The organism is Amycolatopsis sp. lyj-23 (genome assembly GCF_046549135.1).
Classification (GTDB): domain Bacteria; phylum Actinomycetota; class Actinomycetes; order Mycobacteriales; family Pseudonocardiaceae; genus Amycolatopsis.
In genome coordinates, this window is sequence record NZ_JAJPWN010000004.1 from 642,605 (window position 1) to 663,404 (window position 20,800).

The following is a 20,800-nucleotide window of genomic DNA, read 5'->3' on the forward strand; positions in this document are numbered from 1 at the left end:
CGCGACGCGACGGCCGCCCGGATCGCCGGGGTCGGCCGCGCACGAAAGCGACAGGCGCTGGTCACCACATGACTGATGCGCCGCGGTTGCTCGTGCTGTGGTGCCCGGACTGGCCCGTGGTCGCCGCCGGGGCCGCGGCCGGGACCCCGCCCTCCTCGCCCGCCGCCGTCTTCTCCGGGAACCGGGTCGTCGCCTGCTCCGCCGCGGCCCGGCGCGGCGGTGTCGGACGCGGGATGCGGCGGCGGGACGCCCAGTCCCGGTGCCCCGGGCTCGTCGTCCACCAGCACGATCCCGATCGCGACGCCCGGCTGTTCGAACCCGTCGCCGCCGCCGTCGAGGCGCAGGCCGTCGGGGTCGAAGTCGTGCGGCCGGGGCTCTTGGCCGTGCCCGTCGACGGGGCCGCCGGGTACTTCGGCGGGGAGGCCGCCCTCGCCGAGTTGCTCATCGACGAAGCCGGCGCGCGGGCCGGGGTCGAATGCCAGGTCGGGGTGGCCGACGGGCTGTTCGCCGCGACCCTCGCCGCCCGGCGGTCGGCGCTCGTGCCGCGCGGGCGGGCGAAGGAGTTCCTCGCGCCGCTCTCGATCGGGGAACTGAACCAGCCCGGTGACGACCGCGGTGAGCTCGTCGACCTGCTGCACCGGCTCGGCCTGCGCACCCTCGGCGCGTTCGCCGCGCTGGCCGAACGCGACGTCGCCGGGCGCTTCCCGAAGGACGCCATCACCGCGCACCGCCTCGCCCGCGGCCTCTCCGAACGCCCGCCGCTGCGCCGCGCGCTCCCGCCGGACCTGGCGGTCACCGAAACGTTCGAAGAGCCCCTGGCGAGGGTCGACGAGGCCGCCTTCGTCGCGAAGGCGCTCGGCGAGCGCTTCTTCGCCGGACTCGCCGGTCACGGCCTCGCCTGCACCCGCCTGGCCATCGTCGCCGTCACCGAAGCCGGCGAAGAACGCGTCCGCGTCTGGCGCTGCGCCGAGCCCCTCACCGCCCGCTCGACGGCCGACCGCGTCCGGTGGCAGTGCGAAGGCTGGCTCACCACGCGCGGCCGTCCCACCGCCGGCATCGTCCGGCTGCGCCTCGACCCCGAAGAGGTCGTCGGCGGCCAGGCGCTGCAGCTGCAGCTCGGCTCGGTGGGCCGCGACGCCGACGCCGCCGAACGCGCCGGCCGCGCCCTGGTCCGCATCCAGGGCCTGCTGGGCCCGGACGCCGTCGTCACGCCGCTGCTCGACGGCGGCCGCGGCCCGGCCGAACGCGTCCGGCTCATCCCGTGGGGCGAGCCGCGCCGCCCGCTCGCCGCGGACCGGCCGTGGCCGGGACGGCTGCCCGCGCCCTCGCCGACGGTCGTGCCGCCCCAGCCGGTGCCCGCCGAGGTGCGCGACGCGGTCGGCGACGTCGTCAGCTGCACCGCCCGCGGCGAACTCGGCTACCCGCCGTCGACGGTCGCGGTCGACGGGGGCCCGCCGCGCCGGGTCATCGGCTCGGCCGGCCCGTGGGTGGTGCACCCGGCCCTGCCCGGCCGCCGCGCCGAGCGGCCCCTCGCCCGGATCCAGGTGGTGCTGGAAGGCGACACCGCCGAAGACGGCGACATCGCCCTCCTGCTCCGGACCACCATCGGCGAGGATCCCCAGTGGACAGTCGAGGGCTGCTACGACTAGTGCCGCGCGTCCGAGGTTCATTGATAGCGGCCCGCGTACCCAGAGGGTCGGCCCGCGTACCCAGAGGGTCGGCCTGCGTACCTGGAAGGTCGGACTGCGTACCTGGAGGGTCGGACCGCGTACCTGGAGGGTCGGCTCGCCAACCGACCCTTCAGGTACGCGAACCGACCCTCTGGGTACGCGGGCCGACTCCCCGGGTACGCGGGCCGACCGTCCGGGTACGGCGCGGGACGCGCCCTGGCCACGAAAGAGTGATGGAGCGCTACCCGCCGAAATCATTCCCCCGCCGAAATTCCCTCCATGGACAAAACCATCAGGCTTCCGGCCGATCGACGACGTCCCGAAGCGGCGTCTATAACCGAAAGGATCTCCGGAAAGGAAAACAGACGTGGCCGGTTCGACGGTTTTGCTGGCATTGAACGAAATTCCGCCGGGATCGGTCCCCGATGCCCAGTTGACGCGGATCTGCGAACACCTCGCCGAGGACGGTCACGACGTCGTGCGCGCCGGTACCGGTGAGGACGCGCTGGCCCTCGTGCAGACGCGGGCCGACCTCGCCGCCGCCCTCGTGAGCTGGGACCTGGGCGACGGCGGGACGGAAGCCGAAGCCGTGCTGAAGGCGCTGGTCGGCCGGTTCACGCGGCTCCCGGTGTTCCTGGTGACCACTTCGGCGTCGGTGGACGACCTGCCGCTGTGGGTGTCCGAAGTGATCTGCGGGTACGTGTGGCTGCTGGAGGACACGCCGGGGTTCATCGCCGGCCGGATCGGCGTGGCCGCGCGCCGCTACCGGGACGAAATCCTGCCGCCGTTCTTCCGCGAACTCCGCCGGTTCGACGACACCCACGAATACTCCTGGCACACCCCGGCCCACGCGGGCGGCGTGGCTTTCCTGAAATCGCCGGTCGGGCGGGCGCTGTTCGACTACTACGGCGAACGGCTGTTCCGCACCGACCTCTCGATTTCCGTGGCGGAGCTGGGCTCGCTGTTTGAGCACACCGGGCCGATCGGCGACGCCGAGCGCAACGCCGCCCGGATCTTCGGCGCCGACCTGACGTACTTCGTGCTGCACGGCGACTCCACCGGCGACCGCATCGCCCTGCACGCGAGCATCGCCACCGACGAGCTGGTGCTGGTCGACCGCAACTGCCACAAGGCGATCTACCACGGGCTGACGCTGACCGGCGGCCGCCCGGTCTACCTCGTGCCCACGCGCAACGGCTACGGGCTGATGGGCCCGATCCCGCCCGCCGCGCTCGCCCGCGAGGCGATCGCGGACCTCGTGCCGGCCAGCCCGCTCGCCGCCGCGGCCGCCGACCCGGAGCCGGTGTACGCCGTCATCACCAACTCCACCTACGACGGCCTGTGCTACGACGCCGTCCGCGTCGCCGGGCTGCTCGGTGCCAGCGTGCCGCGGCTGCACCTGGACGAGGCGTGGTTCGCCTACGCCCGCTTCCACCCGCTCTACGCCCGCCGCTTCGGCATGGCCGTCGACGCCGGCGCGGTGCCCGACACCGTGCGGCCCACCGTGTTCAGCACGCAGTCCACGCACAAGCTGCTGGCCGCGATGTCCCAGAGCGCAATGCTGCACGTCAAGAACTCGCCGCGGTCGCCGGTCGACCACCGGCAGTTCAACGAGACGTTCATGATGCACGCGACGACGTCGCCGCTGTACCCGATGATCGCCGGGCTCGACGTCGCCGCCGGCATGATGGACGGCCCGGGCGGCCGGTGGCTGGTCGACGAGGCCGTCACCGAAGCCATCCGGTTCCGGCAGGCGGTGGCCCGCATCGGCCGCCGCATCGCCGCGGCCGGCGACCGGCCCGCCTGGTTCTTCGGCACGTGGCAGCCGGACGAGGTCGGCGACCCGGAGACCGGGCAGCGCTACCCGTTCGCGGACGCCCCGCTGGACCTGCTGCGCACCGAGCCCGCCTGCTGGACCCTCGAGCCCGGCGCGGCCTGGCACGGCTTCCCCGGTCTGGAGGAGGGGTACTGCCTGCTCGACCCGGTCAAGGTCAGCGTCACCTGCCCGGGCACCGACGCCGCGGGCACCGTGGCCGAGCAGGGGATCCCGGCCCGGATCCTCACCGCCTACCTCGAGACCCGGCGCATCGTCGTCGAGAAGACCGACGCCTACACCTGCCTGATCCTCTTCTCGATGGGCATCACGAAGGGCAAGTGGGGCACGCTCATCGACGGGCTGCTCGACTTCAAGGCGCTCTACGACACCGGCGCCCGCCTCGCCGACGTCCTGCCCGCGCTCGTCGAGGCCCACCCGGCCCGCTACGGCGAGCTGTCCCTGCGCGACCTGTGCGACGAGATGCACGCCCACCTGCGCAAGAGCGACCTCATCCCGCTGCTGGACGCGGCGTTCACCCACCCGCCGCGCCCGGAGCTCACCCCGGCGCAGACGTACCAGCGCCTCCTGCGCGGCGGCACCGAGCCGGTCCGCCTGGCGGAGCTCGCCGACCGGACGGTGGCGACCCAGGTCGTCACCACGCCGCCGGGCATCCCGGTCCTCATGCCGGGCGAGAACGCGGGCGGCCACGACGCGCCGACGCTGCGCTACCTGCGGGCGCTGGAGGACTTCGACCGGCACTTCCCGGGCTTCCCCAGCGAAACCCACGGTGTCACGAGGGGCGCCGACGGCGACTACTGGATCACCTGCCTCCGAACCGTGTGACCGGCGTCACGAAGGTTCCCGCCAAGGCGTGTCGAGAGGAGGCACTCGGCTCCGACTGAGGGACATCGGCGGCCGAAAGGGCCGCCTGCACGAGCGGAGCGCACGATGACCAAGGTGACCGCCCAGATGTCGGTGTCACTCGACGGCTGCTACACCGGGCCGCGGGACGCGGCGAACCCCCAGGACATGAGCGGCTGGATGCGGGGCCCGGAAGCACCCGGGTTCTTCCGGGTCACCCGCTGGGCCGTCGACGCCACGGCCTGGCGGGAGCGGCAGGGCTTCGCCGGTGGCGAGCAGTCGGTCGACTCCGAAATCGTCGCGGAGATGTTCGCCGCCGCCGGGGCCTACGTCATGGGACGGCGCATGTTCGACGCCGGCGAGGTCCCGTGGGGCGAGGAGCCGCCCTTCCGGGCCCCGGTGTTCGTCGTGACCCACCGGCCCCGGGCGGTGCTGGAACGCGAGGGCGGCACCTCCTTCACGTTCGTCACCGAGGGCGTCGAGCGGGCCGTCGAGCTGGCCAGGGCCGCCGCCGGTGCCAAGGACGTGGCGGTGGCGGGCGGCGGGGAGCTCCTGCGCCAGGTGCTGGCCGCCGGGCTGCTCGACCAGCTCGACCTGCACGTCGCCCCGGTGCTGCTGGGCGACGGGCAGCACCTCTTCGGCCCGGGGCTGGGCCTCGGCGTGGACGAGGGCATCGAGCTGGTGCCGACGCGGGTCGTCGACACGCCCGGGGTGACCCACCTCCGCTACACCGTCACGGGACGGTCGAAGCTGGTGCTGGACGATCGCGGGGCGAGCGGCGACCTGGTCGGCCCGGCCACGACGCAGCGGTGAGAGAGGAACGAACCGTGAAGTACATGCTGCTGATCTACGGCAACGAGGAAGCCTTCACCTCGATCGGGGAGGAGGCCCTCGCCGAGGTCATCCGCGAGACCGACGCCCTCAACCGGGAGCTGTTCGAGTCGGGCGAGCTGGTCGGCGCCTACGGCGTCGCCGACGAGGTGAACACGAAGATGGTCCGGGTCGCCGACGGGCAGCCGGTGGTGACCGACGGGCCCTACGCCGAGGCGAAGGAGTTCCTGGGCAGCTTCATGATCGTCGACTGCGACAGCCTGGACCGGGCGCTGGAGATCGCGGCCCGCGCCCCGTCGGCGCGGTACTGGGGCGTCGAGGTCCGGCCGCTGATGCACGAGGCCGACGTCTCGCCGTGACCGGCTGGCAGGGCGTCCGGCGGCTGGTCCCGGAGGTGCTCGGCGTGCTGGTGCGCCGCTACGGCCGGTTCGACGCCTGCGAGGACGCCGTCCAGGAGGCGCTGGTGGCCGCGGCGGCCCAGTGGCCGGTGGACGGGTGGCCGGAGAACCCCCGGGCTTGGCTGGTGACGGTGGCGTCGCGCCGCCTCGCCGACCAGGTGCGCAGCGACGTCGCCCGCCGGCGGCGGGAGGAGGCTGACGCCCTCCGCACCCCGCCCGCCGGCGGCGACGTCGAAGCCGGGGACGACACGCTCACGCTGCTGTTCCTGTGCTGCCACCCGGCGTTGACGCCGTCGTCGCAGATCGCGCTGACGCTGCGGGCCGTCGGCGGCCTGTCGACGGCCGAGATCGCCCGGGCCTTCCTGGTGCCCGAGGCGACCATGGCCCAGCGCATCAGCCGGGCCAAGCACCGCATCCGGGGGACCGGCTTCGAGCTGCCGCCGCCCGCCGAGCAGGCGGCGCGGCTCGGCGTCGTGCTCCAGGTGGTCTACCTGATCTTCAACGAGGGGTACACGGCCACGTCGGGGACCCGGCTGGTGCGGGCCGAGCTGACGGCGGAGGCGATCCGGCTGGCCCGCGATCTGCACCGGCTGGTCCCCGGCGACGGCGAGGTGGCCGGGCTGCTGGCCCTGCTGCTGCTGACCGACGCCCGCCGCCCGGCCCGCACGGCCCCGGACGGGTCGCTGGTGCCGCTGAGCGAGCAGGACCGGACGCGCTGGGACGCCGAAGCCATCGCGGAGGGCGTGGCGCTGGTGACCGCCGCTCTGCCGAAGGGGCCGGTCGGCCCGTACCAGCTGCAGGCGGCCATCGCCGCCGTCCACGACGAGGCACCCACCGCCGAAGCCACGGACTGGCCGCAGATCCTGGCCCTGTACACGGTGCTCGAGCGCGTGGCCCCCAACCCGGCGGTGACGCTCAACCGCGCGGTGGCGCTGGCGGAGGTCCGGGGACCGGCGGCGGGCTTGGCGCTGCTCGATGCCCTTTCGGCGGACGAGCGGATCTCGGCGTCCCACCACCTGGTGTCGGTCCGGGCGCACCTGCTGGAGCTGGCGGGCGAGCTCGAGGCGGCCCGCGCGGGTTACCGGGAGGCGGCCCGGCGCACGACGAGCGAACCCGAGCGGCGGCACCTCCTGACCCGGGCCGCGCGCCTGCGGTGACCCAGCCGGGTGAGGGTCGTCATACCGCCGACCCGACGCTCCACTCAGGACACGCCGGTCGAGCTGGCGAACTTCCCGCGGAACGGCTGGTTCCTCGCCGGTGGCCGGAGTTGACACCCCCGGCGTCCCGCCGCAGGATCGGACCACAGCATTCGTACTCGTGTTCGAACCGTAGTCGCTGGCTTCCCCACAGCGAAAACTCTCGTGGGAGCTGGCGTTGGCGTTCAACAATCCGCGCGTGCCGTGGTCCGAAGTGGAGCGGATCGCCTCCGGGCGGCCACCCGTGCCCGGGGACGGCAACGACGCCCCGGCGTGGTCGCGCAAACGCGAAGGGTACGCCGGGGCACCGGAAGACCTGCGGAACCGGCGGCGCCGGGACGACGGCGGGGACCGGATCCGGGCGCCCTACGCCGAGCTGCACGTCCACTCCAACTTCAGCTTCCTCGACGGCGCCTCCCACCCCGAGGCCCTCGTCGAGGAAGCCGCGCGGCTGGAGCTCGACGCGCTCGTCCTCACCGACCACGACGGCATGTACGGCGCCGTGCGGTTCAACGACGCCGCGCGGGAGCTCGGCGTGCGCGTCGGCTTCGGGGCAGAACTTTCCCTCGGGCTGCCCGCCCCGCAGGCCGGGGCGCCCGATCCGGCCGGGTCGCACCTGCTCGTGATCGCGCGGCAGCAGTCCGGGTACCACCGGCTGTGCCGGGTCATCTCCCGCGCCCAGCTCGCCGGCGGCGAGAAGGGGCGGCCCGTCTACGACTTCGACGAGCTCGCCGACGAGCTCGCCGGGCACGTCGTCGTGCTCACCGGCTGCCGGAAGGGGGCCGTCCGGCAGGCGCTCGCGCGCAACGGCCCGGCCGCCGCGCACGCCGAACTCGCCCGGCTCGTCGACCGGTTCGGCCGGTCGCACGTCGCCGTCGAGCTGATCGACCACCGGCAGCCCACCGACGACGCCGCCAACGACCTCCTCGACGAGCTGGCCAAGGACCTCCGGCTGCCGACGGTGGTGTCCGGCAACGTGCACTACGCCCGCCCGGAAGACGCCGTCGTGGCGGACACGGTCGCCGCCGTCCGGGCGCGGCGCTCGGCCGAGGACCTCGACGGGTGGCGGCCGCCGTCGGGGCAGGCGTTCCTGCGCTCCGGGATGGAACAGCGGCGGCGCTTCGAGCGCCGCTACCCGGGTGCCGTCGGCCGGGCCGCCGTCCTGGGCGTCGAAGTGGCGTTCGACCTGAACCTCGTCGCGCCGGACCTGCCGCCGTTCCCCGTCCCGGCCGGCCACGACGAGATGTCGTTCCTGGTCGAGCTGACCCGGCGGGGCGCGGCGAAGCGCTACGGGCCGCGGGAGGAGAACCCGAAGGCCTACGCCCAGCTCGACCACGAACTCGCCGTCATCGAGAAGCTCGGCTTCCCCGGGTACTTCCTCGTCGTCTGGGACATCGTCCGGTTCTGCCGGGAGAACGACATCCTGTGCCAGGGCCGGGGTTCGGCCGCCAACTCCGCGGTCTGCTACGCGCTGGAGATCTGCCACGCCGACCCGGTGAAGTGGAACCTGCTGTTCGAGCGGTTCCTCGCGCCGGAGCGGGACGGGCCGCCGGACATCGACGTCGACATCGAGTCCGGCCGCCGCGAGGAGGCCATCCAGTACGTCTACGAAAAGCACGGCCGGTTCCACGCCGCGCAGGTCGCCAACGTCATCACCTACCGGGCGCCCTCGGCGATCCGCGACGCCGCCAAAGCCCTTGGGCACAGCCCCGGCCAGCAGGACGCCTACGGCAAGCTCGTGGACCGCTGGGGCGGGGTCGCCGCCACCAGGCAGCAGGCCGCCGGCGCGATCCCGGACGACGTCCTCGACCTCGCGGCGCGGATCGAGGACTTCCCGCGCCACCTCGGCATCCACTCCGGCGGCATGGTGATCTCGAAGCAGCCGGTGTCCGAAGTGGTCCCGGTCGAGTGGGCGACCATGGCCGACCGCAGCATCCTGCAGTGGGACAAGGACGACTGCGCCACCGTCGGGCTGGTCAAGTTCGACCTGCTCGGCCTCGGCATGCTTTCGGCGCTGCACCACATGCTCGACCTCGTCGCCGAACACCACGGGACCACAGTGGACATCGGTAAGCTCGACCTGGCCGATCCGGCGGTCTACGACATGCTCTGCGAAGCCGACGCCGTCGGGGTGTTCCAGGTGGAATCGCGGGCCCAGCTGGCGACCCTGCCGCGGTTGCGGCCGCGGGAGTTCTACGACCTCGTCGTCGAAGTCGCCCTGATCCGGCCCGGCCCGATCCAGGGCGGCTCGGTGCACCCCTACATCCGCCGTCGCCGCGGGGACGAGGACTGGGAACACGCGCACCCGCTGCTGGCCGCGTCGCTGGACCGCACCCTCGGCGTGCCGTTGTTCCAGGAACAGGTGATGCAGATGGCGGTCGACGTCGCGAGCTTCACCCCGGCCGAGGCCGACCAGCTGCGCCGCGCCATGGGCGCCAAGCGGTCCAGCGCCAAGATGAAGGCCCTGATGGCCCGGTTCTTCCAAGGCTGTGCAGCCAACGGCCTCGACCGCGAGCTCGCCACCCGGATCTTCGAGCAGATCCACGCCTTCTCCGGCTACGGCTTCCCGGAAGCGCACTCGATGTCCTTCGCGCTGCTGGTCTACGCGTCGGCGTGGTTCAAGCGCTACTACCCGGCCGCGTTCTGCGCCGGGTTGCTGCGCGCCCAGCCGATGGGCTTCTACAGCCCGCAATCGCTGGTCGCCGACGCCCGCCGCCACGGCGTGCACGTCCGCGAGCCCGATCTCAACGCGAGCCTCGCCGGCGCCACCCTCGAGCCGGACGACGGCAGCACCGGCGGCGTCGCGCTCCGGCTCGGCCTCGCCGCGGTCCGCCACCTCGGGGCGGACCTCGCCGACGAGATCGTCGCCGAACGCGAAGCCCACGGCCGGTACACGGGCATCGGCGACCTGACCCGGCGGGTGCGGCTGAAGAAGAACGCCGTCGAAGCCCTGGCCACGGCCGGGGCGTTCAGCGGGTTCGGCGGCGACCGCCGGCAGGACCTGTGGGCGGCCGGCGCGGCCGCGGCGGCCCGGCCCGGGCACCTGCCCGGCCTGGCGCCGGGCCTCGACGCGCCCGCGCTGCCCGGCATGACGCGGCTGGAGGTGACGGCGGCGGACCTGTGGGCCACCAGCGTCTCCCCGGACAGCCACCCCATCGAGTACCTGCGCGAGCTGCTCACCGCCCGCGGCGCGATCACCGTCGCCGAGCTCATGCGGGCCGAGGACGGAACGCGGGTCTGGGTCGGCGGCGCCGTCACCCACCGGCAGCGCCCCGCGACGGCCGGCGGGATCACGTTCCTCAACCTCGAAGACGAGACCGGGATGGCCAACGTCGTCGTCTCGCCGGGACTGTGGCTCCGGCAGCGGCTGGTCGCCCGCACGAGCCCGGCGTTGCTGATCCGCGGCCGGGTGCAAGCCGCCGAAGGGGTCGTCACGCTCGTGGCCGATCATCTCGAAAAACTCGAACTTTCGCTGCGGACCGCGCCCTCGCGCGACTTCCGTTGACTTCGGGCCGCCTCGGTGGTTCTCTCGCTGGAAGCGCTCCCAGTCATCCGTTCGTGAACGACGAGTGAGGATGGACCCTTCATGACAGCTCGACGTCTGCGCTGGGCAGCGTGGCCGGTGCTCGCGGTGCTCGCCGCGGCCATCCCGGCGGCCGGAACCGCCGGGGCGGCGGCCGCGCCCGCGGCGACGGTCACCGTCAACGCCCGAGCCGGGCTGGCCACCGTGCCGGACACCGGGATCGGCATCAACCACGCGGTCTGGGACAGCCAGCTGGGGACCGACCAGGTGGCCGACCTGTTCGGCGCGGCCGGTGTCCGCACGATGCGCTACCCCGGTGGTTCCTACGGCGACATCTACCACTGGAAGGACAACACCGCGCCGGGCGGGTACGTGGCGCCGAACACCGATTTCGACACCTTCATGGGCGGCGTCCGCCGGGCCGGTGCCCAGCCGATCATCATCGCCAACTACGGCACCGGCACGCCGCAGGAAGCCGCGGACTGGGTGCGGTACGCCAACGTAACCAAGGGTTACGGGGTCAAGTACTGGGAAATCGGCAACGAGCTGTACGGCAACGGGCACTACGGGGCGAACTGGGAAGCCGACAACCACGCGGACAAGAGCCCCACGGCCTACGCCAACGGCGTCGTCGCCTACGCCGACGCCATGAAGGCCGTCGACCCGGGCGTCAAGATCGGTGCCGTGCTGACCACCCCGGCGAACTGGCCGGACGGCATCGTCGGCTCCGGCGACACGGCCACCTGGAACCAGACCGTGCTGTCGATCGCGGGGCCGCACATCGACTTCGTCATCCTGCACTGGTACCCCACCGGCTCGACGGCGGCGGAAGCGCTCACCAAGCCCGAGCAGATCGGCGACATGATCTACGCGGCGCGCGAGCAGATCACCCGGTACGCGGGCCCGAACGCCGGCCGCATCGGCATTTCGATGACCGAAACGAACACGCCGGTCGGCATGGACACCCAGCCCGGCGCTCTGTTCGCCGCCGACACCTACAGCTCGCTGCTGGCGAACGGCGTGTTCACCGTCGACTGGTGGGACACGCACAACGGCGGCACCAAACTGTCCACTGTGGCCGGTTATCCGGACTACGGCGACTCGGGCCTGCTCTCCAGCGCCACCTGCCTCGACGGCGGCGTCTGCGAACCCGCGCTCAACACGCCCTTCGCGCCCTACTACGGCCTGAAGATGCTGAGCACGTTCGCGCGTCCCGGCGACCAGTTCGTCCAGGCCGCCGCGGACGACCCGCTCGTCGGCGCGCACGCGGTCCGGCGCCCGAACGGCGACCTCGCCGTGCTGCTGCTCAACGAGGACCCCGACCAGGCCAGGGCGGTGACCCTGAACTACGCGGGCTACACGCCGGCCGCGGGCGCGCCCCAGGTGTTCACCTTCACCAACGGCGCCACGGCGATCTCGAGCGCGGCGACCGGGACGAGCGGTGCCCAGACGCTGCCGCCGTACTCGCTGACCACGGTGGTCCTGCACCCGGCGGCCACCGCGTCCGGCGGCCCGGGCGCGCCGGGGCAGCCGACGGCGACGGCGACCGACCGGACCGCGACGATCAGCTGGCCGGCGGCCGCGCCCGGCGCCCACCCGATCGCGAAGTACGAGGTCTACCGGCAGCTGGGCGCGGTGAGCGAGCAGTGGGGTGAGACGACCGGGACGTCGCTGGACGTCGGGAACCTGGTGCCGGGCAGCCGCTACACGATCAACGTGCTGGCGCGCGACACGGCCGGCAACGTGTCGGCGTCCTCCCCGCCGCTGACGTTGACCACGGGCGCACCGGCGACGAGCAGCTGCACGGTCCGGCTGACGGACGTGACGGACTGGGCGAGCGGCTTCGTGGGCGGCATCCACGTGACCGGAACCGGGGTGGTGGGCGACTGGACGCTGACGTTCAGCTGGCCCACGGCGCGCCAGCACCTGACCGGCGGCTGGAGCGGCACGTGGGCCCAGAACGGCTCGACGGTGACGGTGTCATCGTCGTCCCCGCCGGCGGCGGGGGTGGACGTCGGCTTCACGGCCGACTACAGCGGCCCGAACATCCTGCCGACGGCGTTCACCCTCAACGGAGTTCTCTGCGCGGCGGGCTGATCCCGGGAGCGGAGTTCACCGGCCGCTTTCGACGCGCTCGCGCACGGCCCGCAGTTCTTCCCCGACGACCGCCATCTGGGCGGCCACCGCCGAAGGTTCGGTGTCGTCGGGGAAGAACAGGCTGAAGATCAGCTCGGCGCCGGTCAGGTTCGGGACCACGCGGGTGAACAGGCCCAGGTGCGGGGCGTCGGCGCTGACGAAGTCGACGACGCCGTGGCCGGCCGCGACCCGCACCGCCATCCGCTGCTCGCCGCCGGCGGATCGGACGCGCCAGACGTCGTCGTGGTCGTGGTCGACCGCGGTGGCGAAGCCCGGCGCCCACTCGGGGAGGTGACGCGGATCGGCCAGGTAGTCGACGACCTGCGCGGGCGGTGCGGAGATGGAGATGGTGCGGGTTTCGGCGAGTCCCAGTGTCATGACCAAAACGATACGCAGGTGCTTACGATTTGTCCACGCGTAAGATCCCGCCGGTGAACGAGGACGACGACCTCGCGGCCCTCTGCGCCGGCGCGGGCCGCAACCTGGCCGAAGCCGAACGCCCGGTGCTGGAGCGGCACGGCGTCTCGATGTGGCAGTACGTGGTGCTCTCGGCACTGGCCGCCGGAGCGGCGCCGAGCCAGCTGGTGCTGGCCCAGCAGATCCGCTACGACAAAACCCGGTTGATCGCGTTGCTCGACAAGCTGGAGGCGGCCGGCCTGGTGGCCCGCGACCCCGACCCGGCCGACCGCCGCGCGCGAGTGGTGCGCCTGACACCGGAGGGAACCCGGCGCCACGCGGCGGTCCGGGACGAGATCCGCGAGGTGGAGGACCGCAAGCTGGCGGGCCTGGCCCCGGAGGCCCGGCGGGTCCTGCGGTCGGCCCTGGCGCACCTGGCGAACTCGGGTTGACCGCGGCGGGGTCGCCGGAAGGCATCACCCGAACCGTGGCAGGCAGGCACGCGGACTGCGGACGGCGGCAGGCACGCGAACTCCGAACCGCAGGCCGGATCTGTAGCCGCTGCGAACCGCCAGCCGGATCTGTGGACGCTGCGAACGGCAGGCCAGATCTGTGGACGCTGCGAACCGCCGGCCGGCAGCGTAAGCCGGCCAACGACGTCACCAGACCTCCCCCGCCCCTCATCCCAGCCTTCTCTTCAGCCGACGGGCGGGTTCGTCAAGGCACGCTTTCCCGCCTTGACGAACCCGCCCGTCGGCTGAAAATCCCCCCGGAGGGGCGGGGGAGGTCGGACCCGCCTGCCGCCGGAGAACTCTCTGCCGCGGCAGAGTTCTGTTGCGGCAAGAGAATCAAAAGCTGTCCTCGCCGGACGGGCAGGCTCCGGGATGACCCCTGCTTCCGCTGCCACCTCTCGTCGGGGAGGGGGGCCGCGAGGTGGTCATCCCGTCGCCTGAGCGAGGCCTATCACTTTGAGCCGGGCCCGCAAGCTTGCGCTCTCCCCTCGCCTCACGCTCTGGGTTGCGGGCCCGGCTCAAAGTGATTTGACGGCCTCAGGCGACGGGATGACCACCGCGCTCCTCCGATGGGGACGCCGGTCGGCCTCACGATCGGCGGATCAGCTCCTCCGCCACCCACTCCGCCACGCCGTCCGGGTACGGGTTTGCCAGGCCGAGCACGAAGTGCTCGAAGCCCGCGTCCCGTGCCTCGGCGATCTTGCTCCGCGTTACCCCTGGCCGCTCGTAATCCGCCGGCAGGAAGATCGACCGCGTGATCTCCGCCGGGTTGCGGCCGATCTCCTCGCAGAACTTGTCCAGCACGCGGCTGCGCTCCGCCAGGTCCGAAATCTCGCCGCCGCCCGGGATGTTCCACACGTTCGCGTGCTCGGCCACCACGCGCAGCGTTGCGGTCGAACGGCCGCCGATCACGATCGGGGGGTGCGGGTGCTGCACCGGCTTCGGGTTGGCGAACGCTCCGGTCAGCGAAACGTGCGCGCCCTCGAAGTCGAACGGCTCCGCTGATGTCCACAAGCGACGGATGACCGTGCACGCTTCGGCCAGGGCCGCGACCGCGTCGGCCTGGTCGTGGTACGGCAGGCCGTACCCGTCGTACTCCCGGCGAGCCAACGGGTGGCTGGGGCGGGAGCCCGCGCCGATGCCGAAGTCGAGCCGTCCGCCGGAGACCACGTCGACCGTTGTGGCGATCTTCGCCAGGACCGCCGGCGGGCGGAACCGGTTGCTGGTGACCAGCAGGCCGATCCGGAGCCGGGACGTCTGGGCCGCCAGCGCCGAAAGCAGCGTCCAGCCCTCGAAGATCGGGCCGTCCGGGTCGCCGCCGATCGGCATCAGGTGGTCGAACAGCCACGCGTGCTCGATCTCCGGCACCGCGTCGGCTTCCCGCCACACGCGCTGGATTTCGTCGTAACCGGCCTGCTGGGGCGCGGTCATGATGCCGAAGCTCATCGACGCCTCCGCAGCGCCGGGTCCAGCAGCGACGGCGGCGTGTCGAACTTCTCGTCCGGCGCCAGGTCGGTGCCGGGCGCGACGACGGCGTCGATCGCGTCCAGGACGTCGGACGGCAGCACGGTGTCGGCCGCTTCGAGCTGCGAGCGCAGGTGGTCCTGCGTCCGCGGGCCGATGAGCGCGCTCGTCACGCCCGGGTGCGCGGTGACGAACCCGAGCGCGAGCTGGATCAGGGTCAGCCCGGCCTGCTCGGCGAGCTTGGCCAGCTCTTCGACGGCGTCGAGCCGGGCCCGGTTGGCGGGGACGTCGAGGTCGAAGCGCTGCGGCAGCACCTTCGCGCGGTTGCCGCTCGGCTCCCGGCCCGCCCGGACCGCGCCCGACAACCAGCCCGAAGCCAGCGGGCTCCAGGTCAGCACGCCCATGCCGTACTCCTCGGTCACCGGCAGCACGTGGGCTTCGATGCCGCGCTGCAGGATCGAGTAGCTGGGCTGCTCGGTGACGTACCGGCCGAGGTGGTGCTCGCGGGCGGCCCACTGCGCCTGGACGATGCGGTACGCGGGGAACGTCGAGGACCCGAAGTACCGGATCTTGCCCGCGCGCTGCAGGTCGGTGAGCGCGGAAAGCGCTTCCTCGTCGCTGGTGGCGGGATCCCAGCGGTGGAGCTGGTAGAGGTCGACGTGGTCGACGTCGAGGCGCCGCAGGCTGTCCTCGAGCGCGCGGACCAGCCAGCGGCGTGAATTGCCGCGGTGGTTGCGCTCGTCGCCCATCGGCATGGTCGCCTTCGTGGCCAGCACGATGTCGTCGCGGCGGCCGGCGATCGCCTTGCCGACCATCACCTCCGACTCGCCCTGGCCGTACATGTCGGCCGTGTCGATCAGGTTGACCCCGGCTTCGAGCGCGGCGTCGACGATGGCGGTGGCCTCGTCCTGGGGGACCCGCCCGATCGCGCCGAAGTTCATCGCGCCGAGGGCGAGCGTGCTGACCTGGACGCCGGTGCGGCCCAGGGTGCGGTAGTGCATGGGAAGTGCCTCCGTGGCAGTATGGACAACCGGAACGTTGCTCCGCTAACGATACGGAACAATGCTCCGCTTAGCAACCCGGGAGGATCGGTGGGTGAGCGCAAGCCCAAGCGGGCGGATGCCCGGCGCAACGAAAAGACGTTGCTGGACGCCGCGGCGGCGGTCTTCGTCGCTTCCGGCGTGGACGCGCCGGTGCGGGACATCGCGGCGAAGGCCGGCGTCGGGATGGGCACCATCTACCGGCACTTCCCGACCCGGGCGGACCTGATCATCGCCGTCTTCCGGCACCAGGTGGACGCCTGCACGGAGGCGGGGCCGGCGCTGCTGGCCGCGACGGACTCGCCGTACACCGCCCTGGCGCGGTGGATAGACCTGTTCGTCGACTTCCTGGTGACCAAGCACGGGCTCGCCGGGGTGCTCCAGTCCGACAACGCCGGCTTCGAGTCGCTGCACGCGTACTTCCTCGACCGCCTGGTGCCGGTGTGCGCCGAGCTGCTCGACGCGGCGGCCGCGGCCGGCGAGATCCGCGTCGAGGTGCGGCCGCTGGAGCTCATGCGCGGGGTCGGCAACCTCTGCATCGGCGCGGACTCCGATCCGGAGTACGACGCGCGCCGGCTGGCCGGGATCCTCGTCGCGGGGCTTCGGTGCGGCACCATGGACGCATGACGGCGTGGCGGGAGTTCGAAGCGGCGGAGCCGGAGTTCGCCCGGCGGGTGCGCGCGTTGTTCGACGCGCACAAGCACAAGACGATCGCGACCCTGCGGGCGGACGGCTCGCCGCGGATCTCGGGGATCGAAACGGCCTTTGAGGACGGTGAGCTGGTCTTCGGGTCGATGCCGCACGCCCGCAAGGGCGCGGACCTGGAGCGGGACCCGCGGTTCGCGCTGCACAGCGCGACGGTCGACCCGGTCGAGGGCGCGGAAGCGCAGTGGCCGGGCGAGGCGAAGATCGCCGGCCGGGTGCGGACCGGCGACGGCGAGCGGTTCGTCGCCGACGTCGCCGAGGTCGTGCACACCCACCTGAACGAGGCGGCGACGCTGCTGGTCGTCGAGTGGTGGACCCCCGGGGGCGGCCTGCGCAAGGTCGAACGCGAATGACGCCGGCCGGCCCTCACTCCACCGTGACGGACTTGGCCAGGTTGCGCGGCTTGTCGATGTCGTAGCCCAGCGTCAGGGCCGCGTGGTAGGCGAGCAGCTGCAGCGGGATGGTCAGCAGGATCGGGTCGAGCTCCGGCTCGGTCTTCGGCACCACGATCCGCGGGACGTCCAGTTCGCCGAAGTCGACGTCGGCGTGGGTCACCGCCAGCACCGCGCCGCCGCGGGCCTTGATCTGCTGGACCGCGGCCAGGTTGCGCTCGGTCAGCTCGTCCGACGGCACGACGGCGACCGTCGGGAGCGCTTCGTCGATCAGCGCGAGCGGGCCGTGCTTGAGTTCGGAGGTCTGGTACGCCTCGGCGTGGCGGTAGGAGATCTCCTTGAACTTCTGCGCGCCTTCCCGGGCCACCGGGTAGCCGCGGACGCGCCCGACGAAGAACAGGCTCTTCGCGGCGGCGACCGCCTTGGCGTGCCCGGCGATCTCCGGCTCGAAGTCCAGGACGGCCTTGATCTGGCCCGGCAGCGCGCGGATCGCGGCGATGATCCGCTGACCGTCCGCATTGGACAGATCGCGCACGCGGCCCAGCGCCAGCGCGATCAGCGCGAACCCGACGGCCATGTTGGTCAGCGCCTTGGTCGAGGCGACCGCGATCTCCGGGCCGGCGTGCAGGTAGACGCCGCCTTCGCAGGCGCGGGCGATCGTCGAGCCGACGACGTTGACCAGTCCGACGACCCGGCCGCCCTTGCGTTTGATCTCTTCGACGGCGAAGGCGGTGTCGATCGTCTCGCCGGACTGGCTGACCGCGATGTAGAGCGTGTCGGCCTCGATGATCGGGTTGCGGTAGCGGAATTCCGACGCGGCTTCGGCGTCGGCCGGGATCCGCGCGAGCTCCTCGATCATCGTCGCGCCGATCTGGCCGACGTAGTAGGCCGAGCCGCAGCCGAGGATCTTCACGCGCGCGAACCCGCGCAGCTCCCGCGGGGTCAGGTTGAGCCCGTCCAGCCGGGCGACGCCGAACCGGTCGTCGAGCCGGCCCCGGATGATCCGCTCGACCGACTCCGGCTGCTCCTGGATCTCCTTGGCCATGTAGTGCGGGTAGCCGCCGAGGTCGAGGTCCTCGGCGTCGATGTCGATCTCGGTGGCCGGCTTGGTGGTGTCGCCCTCGTCGACGGTGAAGGTGCGGTAGCCGGTGGCGAAGACCGTCGCGAACTCGCCGTCGTCGAGGTGCGCGACCTGCGAGGTGTGCCGGACGAGGGCGGCGAGGTCGCTGGCGACGAACATCTCCCGCTCGCCGACGCCGATGATCAGCGGCGAGCCGTTGCGCGCGATGACCAGGCGGTCCGGGTGCGCGCTGTCGGTGACGGCGATCGCGTACGTGCCGGTGATCCGCGAAACCGCCTCGACGACGGCGTCTTCGAGGGCCTCGGCGGGCGAGCGCGCGATGAGGTGGGCGAGCACCTCGGTGTCGGTCTCGGAGGTGAGCTCGACCCCGGCGTCGGCGAGCTGGGCGCGCAGCGCGTCGGCGTTGTCGATGATGCCGTTGTGCACGACGCAGATCCGGCCGTCGGCGGACGTGTGCGGGTGGGCGTTGGCCTCGGACGCCGGCCCGTGCGTGGCCCAGCGCGTGTGCCCGATGCCCGCCTTGCCGGTGAGCCGCTTGGGGAGGGCCGCGGCGAGGTTCCGCACGCGCCCGACGACCCGGTGGACCTGCGGGGTGCCCTTGGCGCCGAGGACGGCGATCCCGGCGGAGTCGTACCCGCGGTACTCGAGCCGGGTCAGGCCCTCGATCAGGATGGGCGCGGCGTTCTGGCCGCCGATGTAGCCGACGATCCCGCACATGGCGTACCTCTTCCTAGCCGTAGACGATGCGGCGCAGCTGCCGCTCGGAGAGGACGGGCGCGGCGACCAGCCTGCCGCGGAGCTCGGCGGCGAGGAGCGGGAAGATCTCGGGGTTCTTCCGGCCCTGTGCCTGCAGCTCGGCGTGCCGTCGGCGCACGTAGTCCTCGGTGGGAGTCCGGTAGAAGGCCAGGACGTCGTCGACGACCCGGGCGGCGACCCGGGGCGGCAGCCCGGTCGACGCGGCCACGCGCTCGACGATGTCGGTGTCCTCCACGGCGGCCATCATGCCTTGAAGCTCGTTCGAAACCCAAATTCTTGCCCGAAATCGGGCAAGTTCTAAATGGTTGGACAGTTTCCCCGGCAGCCGACCAGGGTGGAGGCGTGCCACAGGAGATCTGGGACGCCGAGACGGCCGAGCGCTACGACACCCCCGGCCGCGGCATGTTCGCGCCCGACGTCGTCGAGCCCGCGGTGGCGCGCCTGGCGGCGCTGGCGGACGGCGGGCGCGCGCTGGAGTTCGCCATCGGCACCGGCCGCATCGGCGTCCCGCTCGCCGAGCGCGGGGTGCCGGTGGCCGGCATCGAGCTGTCCGAGCCGATGCTGGCCCGGCTGCGCGCGAAGGCGGCGATCCCGGTGGTGGTCGGCGACATGGCCACGGCCACCGCGCCGGGCCGGTTTTCGCTGGTCTACCTCGTGTACAACACGATCTCGAACCTGCTGACCCAGGACGAGCAGGTGGCGTGCTTCCGCAACGCGGCCCGCCACCTGGACCCGGGCGGCCGGTTCGTGATCGAGCTGGGCGTCCCCGAACTGCGCCGGCTCCCGCCCGGCCAGGACGCCGTGGTGTTCCGCTCCGAAGCCGGGTACGTCGGCGTGGACACGTACGACACCCTGCGCCAGCACCTGGTGTCCCACCACTTCACGTTCGGCGACGGCCGGCAGGCGCGGGTGGGCCGGTCCCCGCACCGGTACATCTGGCCGGCCGAGCTCGACCTGATGGGCCGGCTGGCGGGGTTCGAACTGGAGTCCCGGCACGCGGACTGGGCGGGGTCGGAGTTCACGGCGGAGTCGGGCTCGCACGTGTCGGTGTACCGGCTGCGGTGATCTCCGGCGGCCGGGGCCGACGGCCGCCGGGTCACTGCTCGGCGGCCGCCGGAGCCAGTTCGGCGAGCACCGCGCGGATCGCGGGGCTGGCCTCGGCGCTCTGCCGCCACACGGCGTGGACCTCCCGCGTCGGCGGCCGCGGCAGTGGCCGGGCGACCAGGTCCGTGCCCAATGGCGGCCGTGCGAGCCGGGGGATCAGCGCCACCACTTGGCCGGATGCCACCAGCGACAGCTGCGTCGCGAAGTCGTCGACGAGGTGCCGCACGTCCGGCTCCGCGCTCGCCTGGGAGAACAACCGCCGGAACCACTGGTGGCACACCGTTCCCGGCGGGCTCGTCACCCACGCGTGCCCCGCCAGCGCGGTTTCGTCGAGCGGTGCCTCGGCCAGCGGGTGCGTCCGGCTCACCACCACGTCGCCGACGTCCGTGTGCACCCACCGCCGCACCAGGGCGGGCGGCGACGGGGCGGGCAGCCCGTCGGCGTCGTGGGCCAGGGCCAGGTCCGCCGTTCCCGCGCCCACGCTGTGCAACGCCTCCTGCGGGTCCTGCTCGGTGAGCTCCACCCGCAGCCGAGGGCACCGGACCGCCAGCCGCGGCACGACGGGGGCGAGCAGGCCGCGGATCGCCGTCGAGAAGGCCACCACCCGGAGCGTGCCGCGCGGTGCGCCTTCCGCCACCGACTGGGCCGCTTCGGCGCAGCGCTCCAGCGCCTGGAACACCTCCGGCGCCGAGTCGACGATCGCCTGCCCGGCCGGGGTCAGCACCACCCCGCGGCCCGCCGGCGCCAGCACCGAAACGCCGACCTGCCGCTCCAGCCGCTTGATCTGCTGCGACACCGCCGACGCGGTGAAGCCGAGCTCCTCGGCCGCCCGGGCCAGCGTGCCGAGCGCCGCCACCGAGCGCAGCGCCCGCAGCGCGCCCACCTCGATCATGAAGCCAGGCTACGCAATACCCGCCAA

17 protein-coding genes are annotated in these 20,800 nt (G+C 72.9%); 11 read left to right on the forward strand and 6 right to left on the reverse strand.

Annotation, left to right across the window (positions count from 1 at the left end; genetic code table 11):
- Positions 1 to 68 precede the first annotated feature (68 nt).
- From ACLJPY_RS12420 to ACLJPY_RS12450, 7 genes are all read left to right on the forward strand, one after another.
- Positions 69 to 1,649 (forward strand): DNA polymerase Y family protein, encoded by a 1,581-nt coding sequence (locus ACLJPY_RS12420; RefSeq protein ID WP_410588210.1) that lies wholly within the window; start codon positions 69 to 71, stop codon positions 1,647 to 1,649.
- A gap of 454 nt (positions 1,650 to 2,103) precedes the next feature.
- Entirely contained in the window at positions 2,104 to 4,329 is a 2,226-nt protein-coding gene (locus ACLJPY_RS12425) for an Orn/Lys/Arg decarboxylase N-terminal domain-containing protein (protein WP_410588211.1), read from the forward strand.
- Between the two features lie 105 nt (positions 4,330 to 4,434).
- Entirely contained in the window at positions 4,435 to 5,160 is a 726-nt protein-coding gene (locus ACLJPY_RS12430) for a dihydrofolate reductase family protein (protein ID WP_410588213.1), read from the forward strand.
- A 23-nt stretch (positions 5,161 to 5,183) separates the two neighbouring features.
- The gene (locus tag ACLJPY_RS12435; RefSeq protein ID WP_410571559.1) at positions 5,184 to 5,537 is read left to right on the forward strand and encodes a YciI family protein; all 354 of its coding nucleotides are present in this window, start codon (positions 5,184 to 5,186) and stop codon (positions 5,535 to 5,537) included.
- Positions 5,534 to 6,733 (forward strand): RNA polymerase sigma factor, encoded by a 1,200-nt coding sequence (locus tag ACLJPY_RS12440; RefSeq protein WP_410588215.1) that lies wholly within the window; start codon positions 5,534 to 5,536, stop codon positions 6,731 to 6,733. Before ACLJPY_RS12435 ends, ACLJPY_RS12440 begins: the two co-directional genes overlap by 4 nt.
- Before the next feature lie 217 nt (positions 6,734 to 6,950).
- Positions 6,951 to 10,277, forward strand: a complete 3,327-nt coding sequence (locus ACLJPY_RS12445; protein ID WP_410588217.1) for an error-prone DNA polymerase — start codon at positions 6,951 to 6,953, stop codon at positions 10,275 to 10,277.
- Between the two features lie 81 nt (positions 10,278 to 10,358).
- On the forward strand, positions 10,359 to 12,392 hold the full coding sequence (locus tag ACLJPY_RS12450; protein ID WP_410588218.1) for a cellulose binding domain-containing protein: 2,034 nt from the start codon (positions 10,359 to 10,361) through the stop codon (positions 12,390 to 12,392).
- Between the two features lie 15 nt (positions 12,393 to 12,407).
- On the opposite strand, the gene ACLJPY_RS12455 is transcribed toward ACLJPY_RS12450, so the two are convergent.
- Positions 12,408 to 12,809, reverse strand: a complete 402-nt coding sequence (locus ACLJPY_RS12455; RefSeq protein WP_410588219.1) for an SRPBCC family protein — start codon at positions 12,807 to 12,809, stop codon at positions 12,408 to 12,410.
- Positions 12,810 to 12,862: 53 nt separating this feature from the next.
- Here ACLJPY_RS12455 and ACLJPY_RS12460 point away from each other — a divergent pair, with 53 nt between their 5' ends.
- On the forward strand, positions 12,863 to 13,279 hold the full coding sequence (locus tag ACLJPY_RS12460) for a MarR family winged helix-turn-helix transcriptional regulator (RefSeq protein WP_410588220.1): 417 nt from the start codon (positions 12,863 to 12,865) through the stop codon (positions 13,277 to 13,279).
- A gap of 648 nt (positions 13,280 to 13,927) precedes the next feature.
- Here the strand turns inward: ACLJPY_RS12460 and ACLJPY_RS12465 are convergent.
- On the reverse strand, positions 13,928 to 14,785 hold the full coding sequence (locus ACLJPY_RS12465; protein WP_410588221.1) for an LLM class flavin-dependent oxidoreductase: 858 nt from the start codon (positions 14,783 to 14,785) through the stop codon (positions 13,928 to 13,930).
- Complete coding sequence (locus ACLJPY_RS12470; RefSeq protein WP_410588222.1) at positions 14,782 to 15,804, reverse strand: aldo/keto reductase; 1,023 nt, start codon at positions 15,802 to 15,804, stop codon at positions 14,782 to 14,784. The genes ACLJPY_RS12465 and ACLJPY_RS12470 overlap by 4 nt, the downstream gene beginning before the upstream one ends.
- A 90-nt stretch (positions 15,805 to 15,894) precedes the next feature.
- Here ACLJPY_RS12470 and ACLJPY_RS12475 point away from each other — a divergent pair, with 90 nt between their 5' ends.
- Positions 15,895 to 16,470 (forward strand): TetR/AcrR family transcriptional regulator, encoded by a 576-nt coding sequence (locus ACLJPY_RS12475; protein WP_410588223.1) that lies wholly within the window; start codon positions 15,895 to 15,897, stop codon positions 16,468 to 16,470.
- The gene (locus tag ACLJPY_RS12480; protein WP_410588225.1) at positions 16,467 to 16,901 is read left to right on the forward strand and encodes a pyridoxamine 5'-phosphate oxidase family protein; all 435 of its coding nucleotides are present in this window, start codon (positions 16,467 to 16,469) and stop codon (positions 16,899 to 16,901) included. The genes ACLJPY_RS12475 and ACLJPY_RS12480 overlap by 4 nt, the downstream gene beginning before the upstream one ends.
- Positions 16,902 to 16,914: 13 nt before the next feature.
- Here the strand turns inward: ACLJPY_RS12480 and glmS are convergent, their stop codons facing one another.
- Together glmS and ACLJPY_RS12490 are read right to left on the reverse strand one after the other, a co-directional pair.
- Positions 16,915 to 18,738: a glutamine--fructose-6-phosphate transaminase (isomerizing) gene (glmS, locus tag ACLJPY_RS12485; protein WP_410588226.1), complete on the reverse strand. Its 1,824-nt coding sequence runs from the start codon at positions 18,736 to 18,738 to the stop codon at positions 16,915 to 16,917.
- A 13-nt stretch (positions 18,739 to 18,751) separates the two neighbouring features.
- On the reverse strand, positions 18,752 to 19,024 hold the full coding sequence (locus ACLJPY_RS12490) for a hypothetical protein (protein WP_410588227.1): 273 nt from the start codon (positions 19,022 to 19,024) through the stop codon (positions 18,752 to 18,754).
- Between the two features lie 95 nt (positions 19,025 to 19,119).
- Between ACLJPY_RS12490 and ACLJPY_RS12495 the strand changes: the two genes are divergently transcribed.
- Positions 19,120 to 19,842 carry a class I SAM-dependent DNA methyltransferase gene (locus ACLJPY_RS12495; RefSeq protein ID WP_410588228.1) on the forward strand — a complete coding sequence of 241 codons (723 nt, stop codon included), beginning with the start codon at positions 19,120 to 19,122 and terminating at the stop codon, positions 19,840 to 19,842.
- Positions 19,843 to 19,873: 31 nt separating this feature from the next.
- Here ACLJPY_RS12495 and ACLJPY_RS12500 read toward each other — a convergent pair whose 3' ends face one another.
- Positions 19,874 to 20,773 carry a LysR family transcriptional regulator gene (locus ACLJPY_RS12500; RefSeq protein ID WP_410588229.1) on the reverse strand — a complete coding sequence of 300 codons (900 nt, stop codon included), beginning with the start codon at positions 20,771 to 20,773 and terminating at the stop codon, positions 19,874 to 19,876.
- Between the last annotated feature and the right edge of the window lie 27 nt (positions 20,774 to 20,800).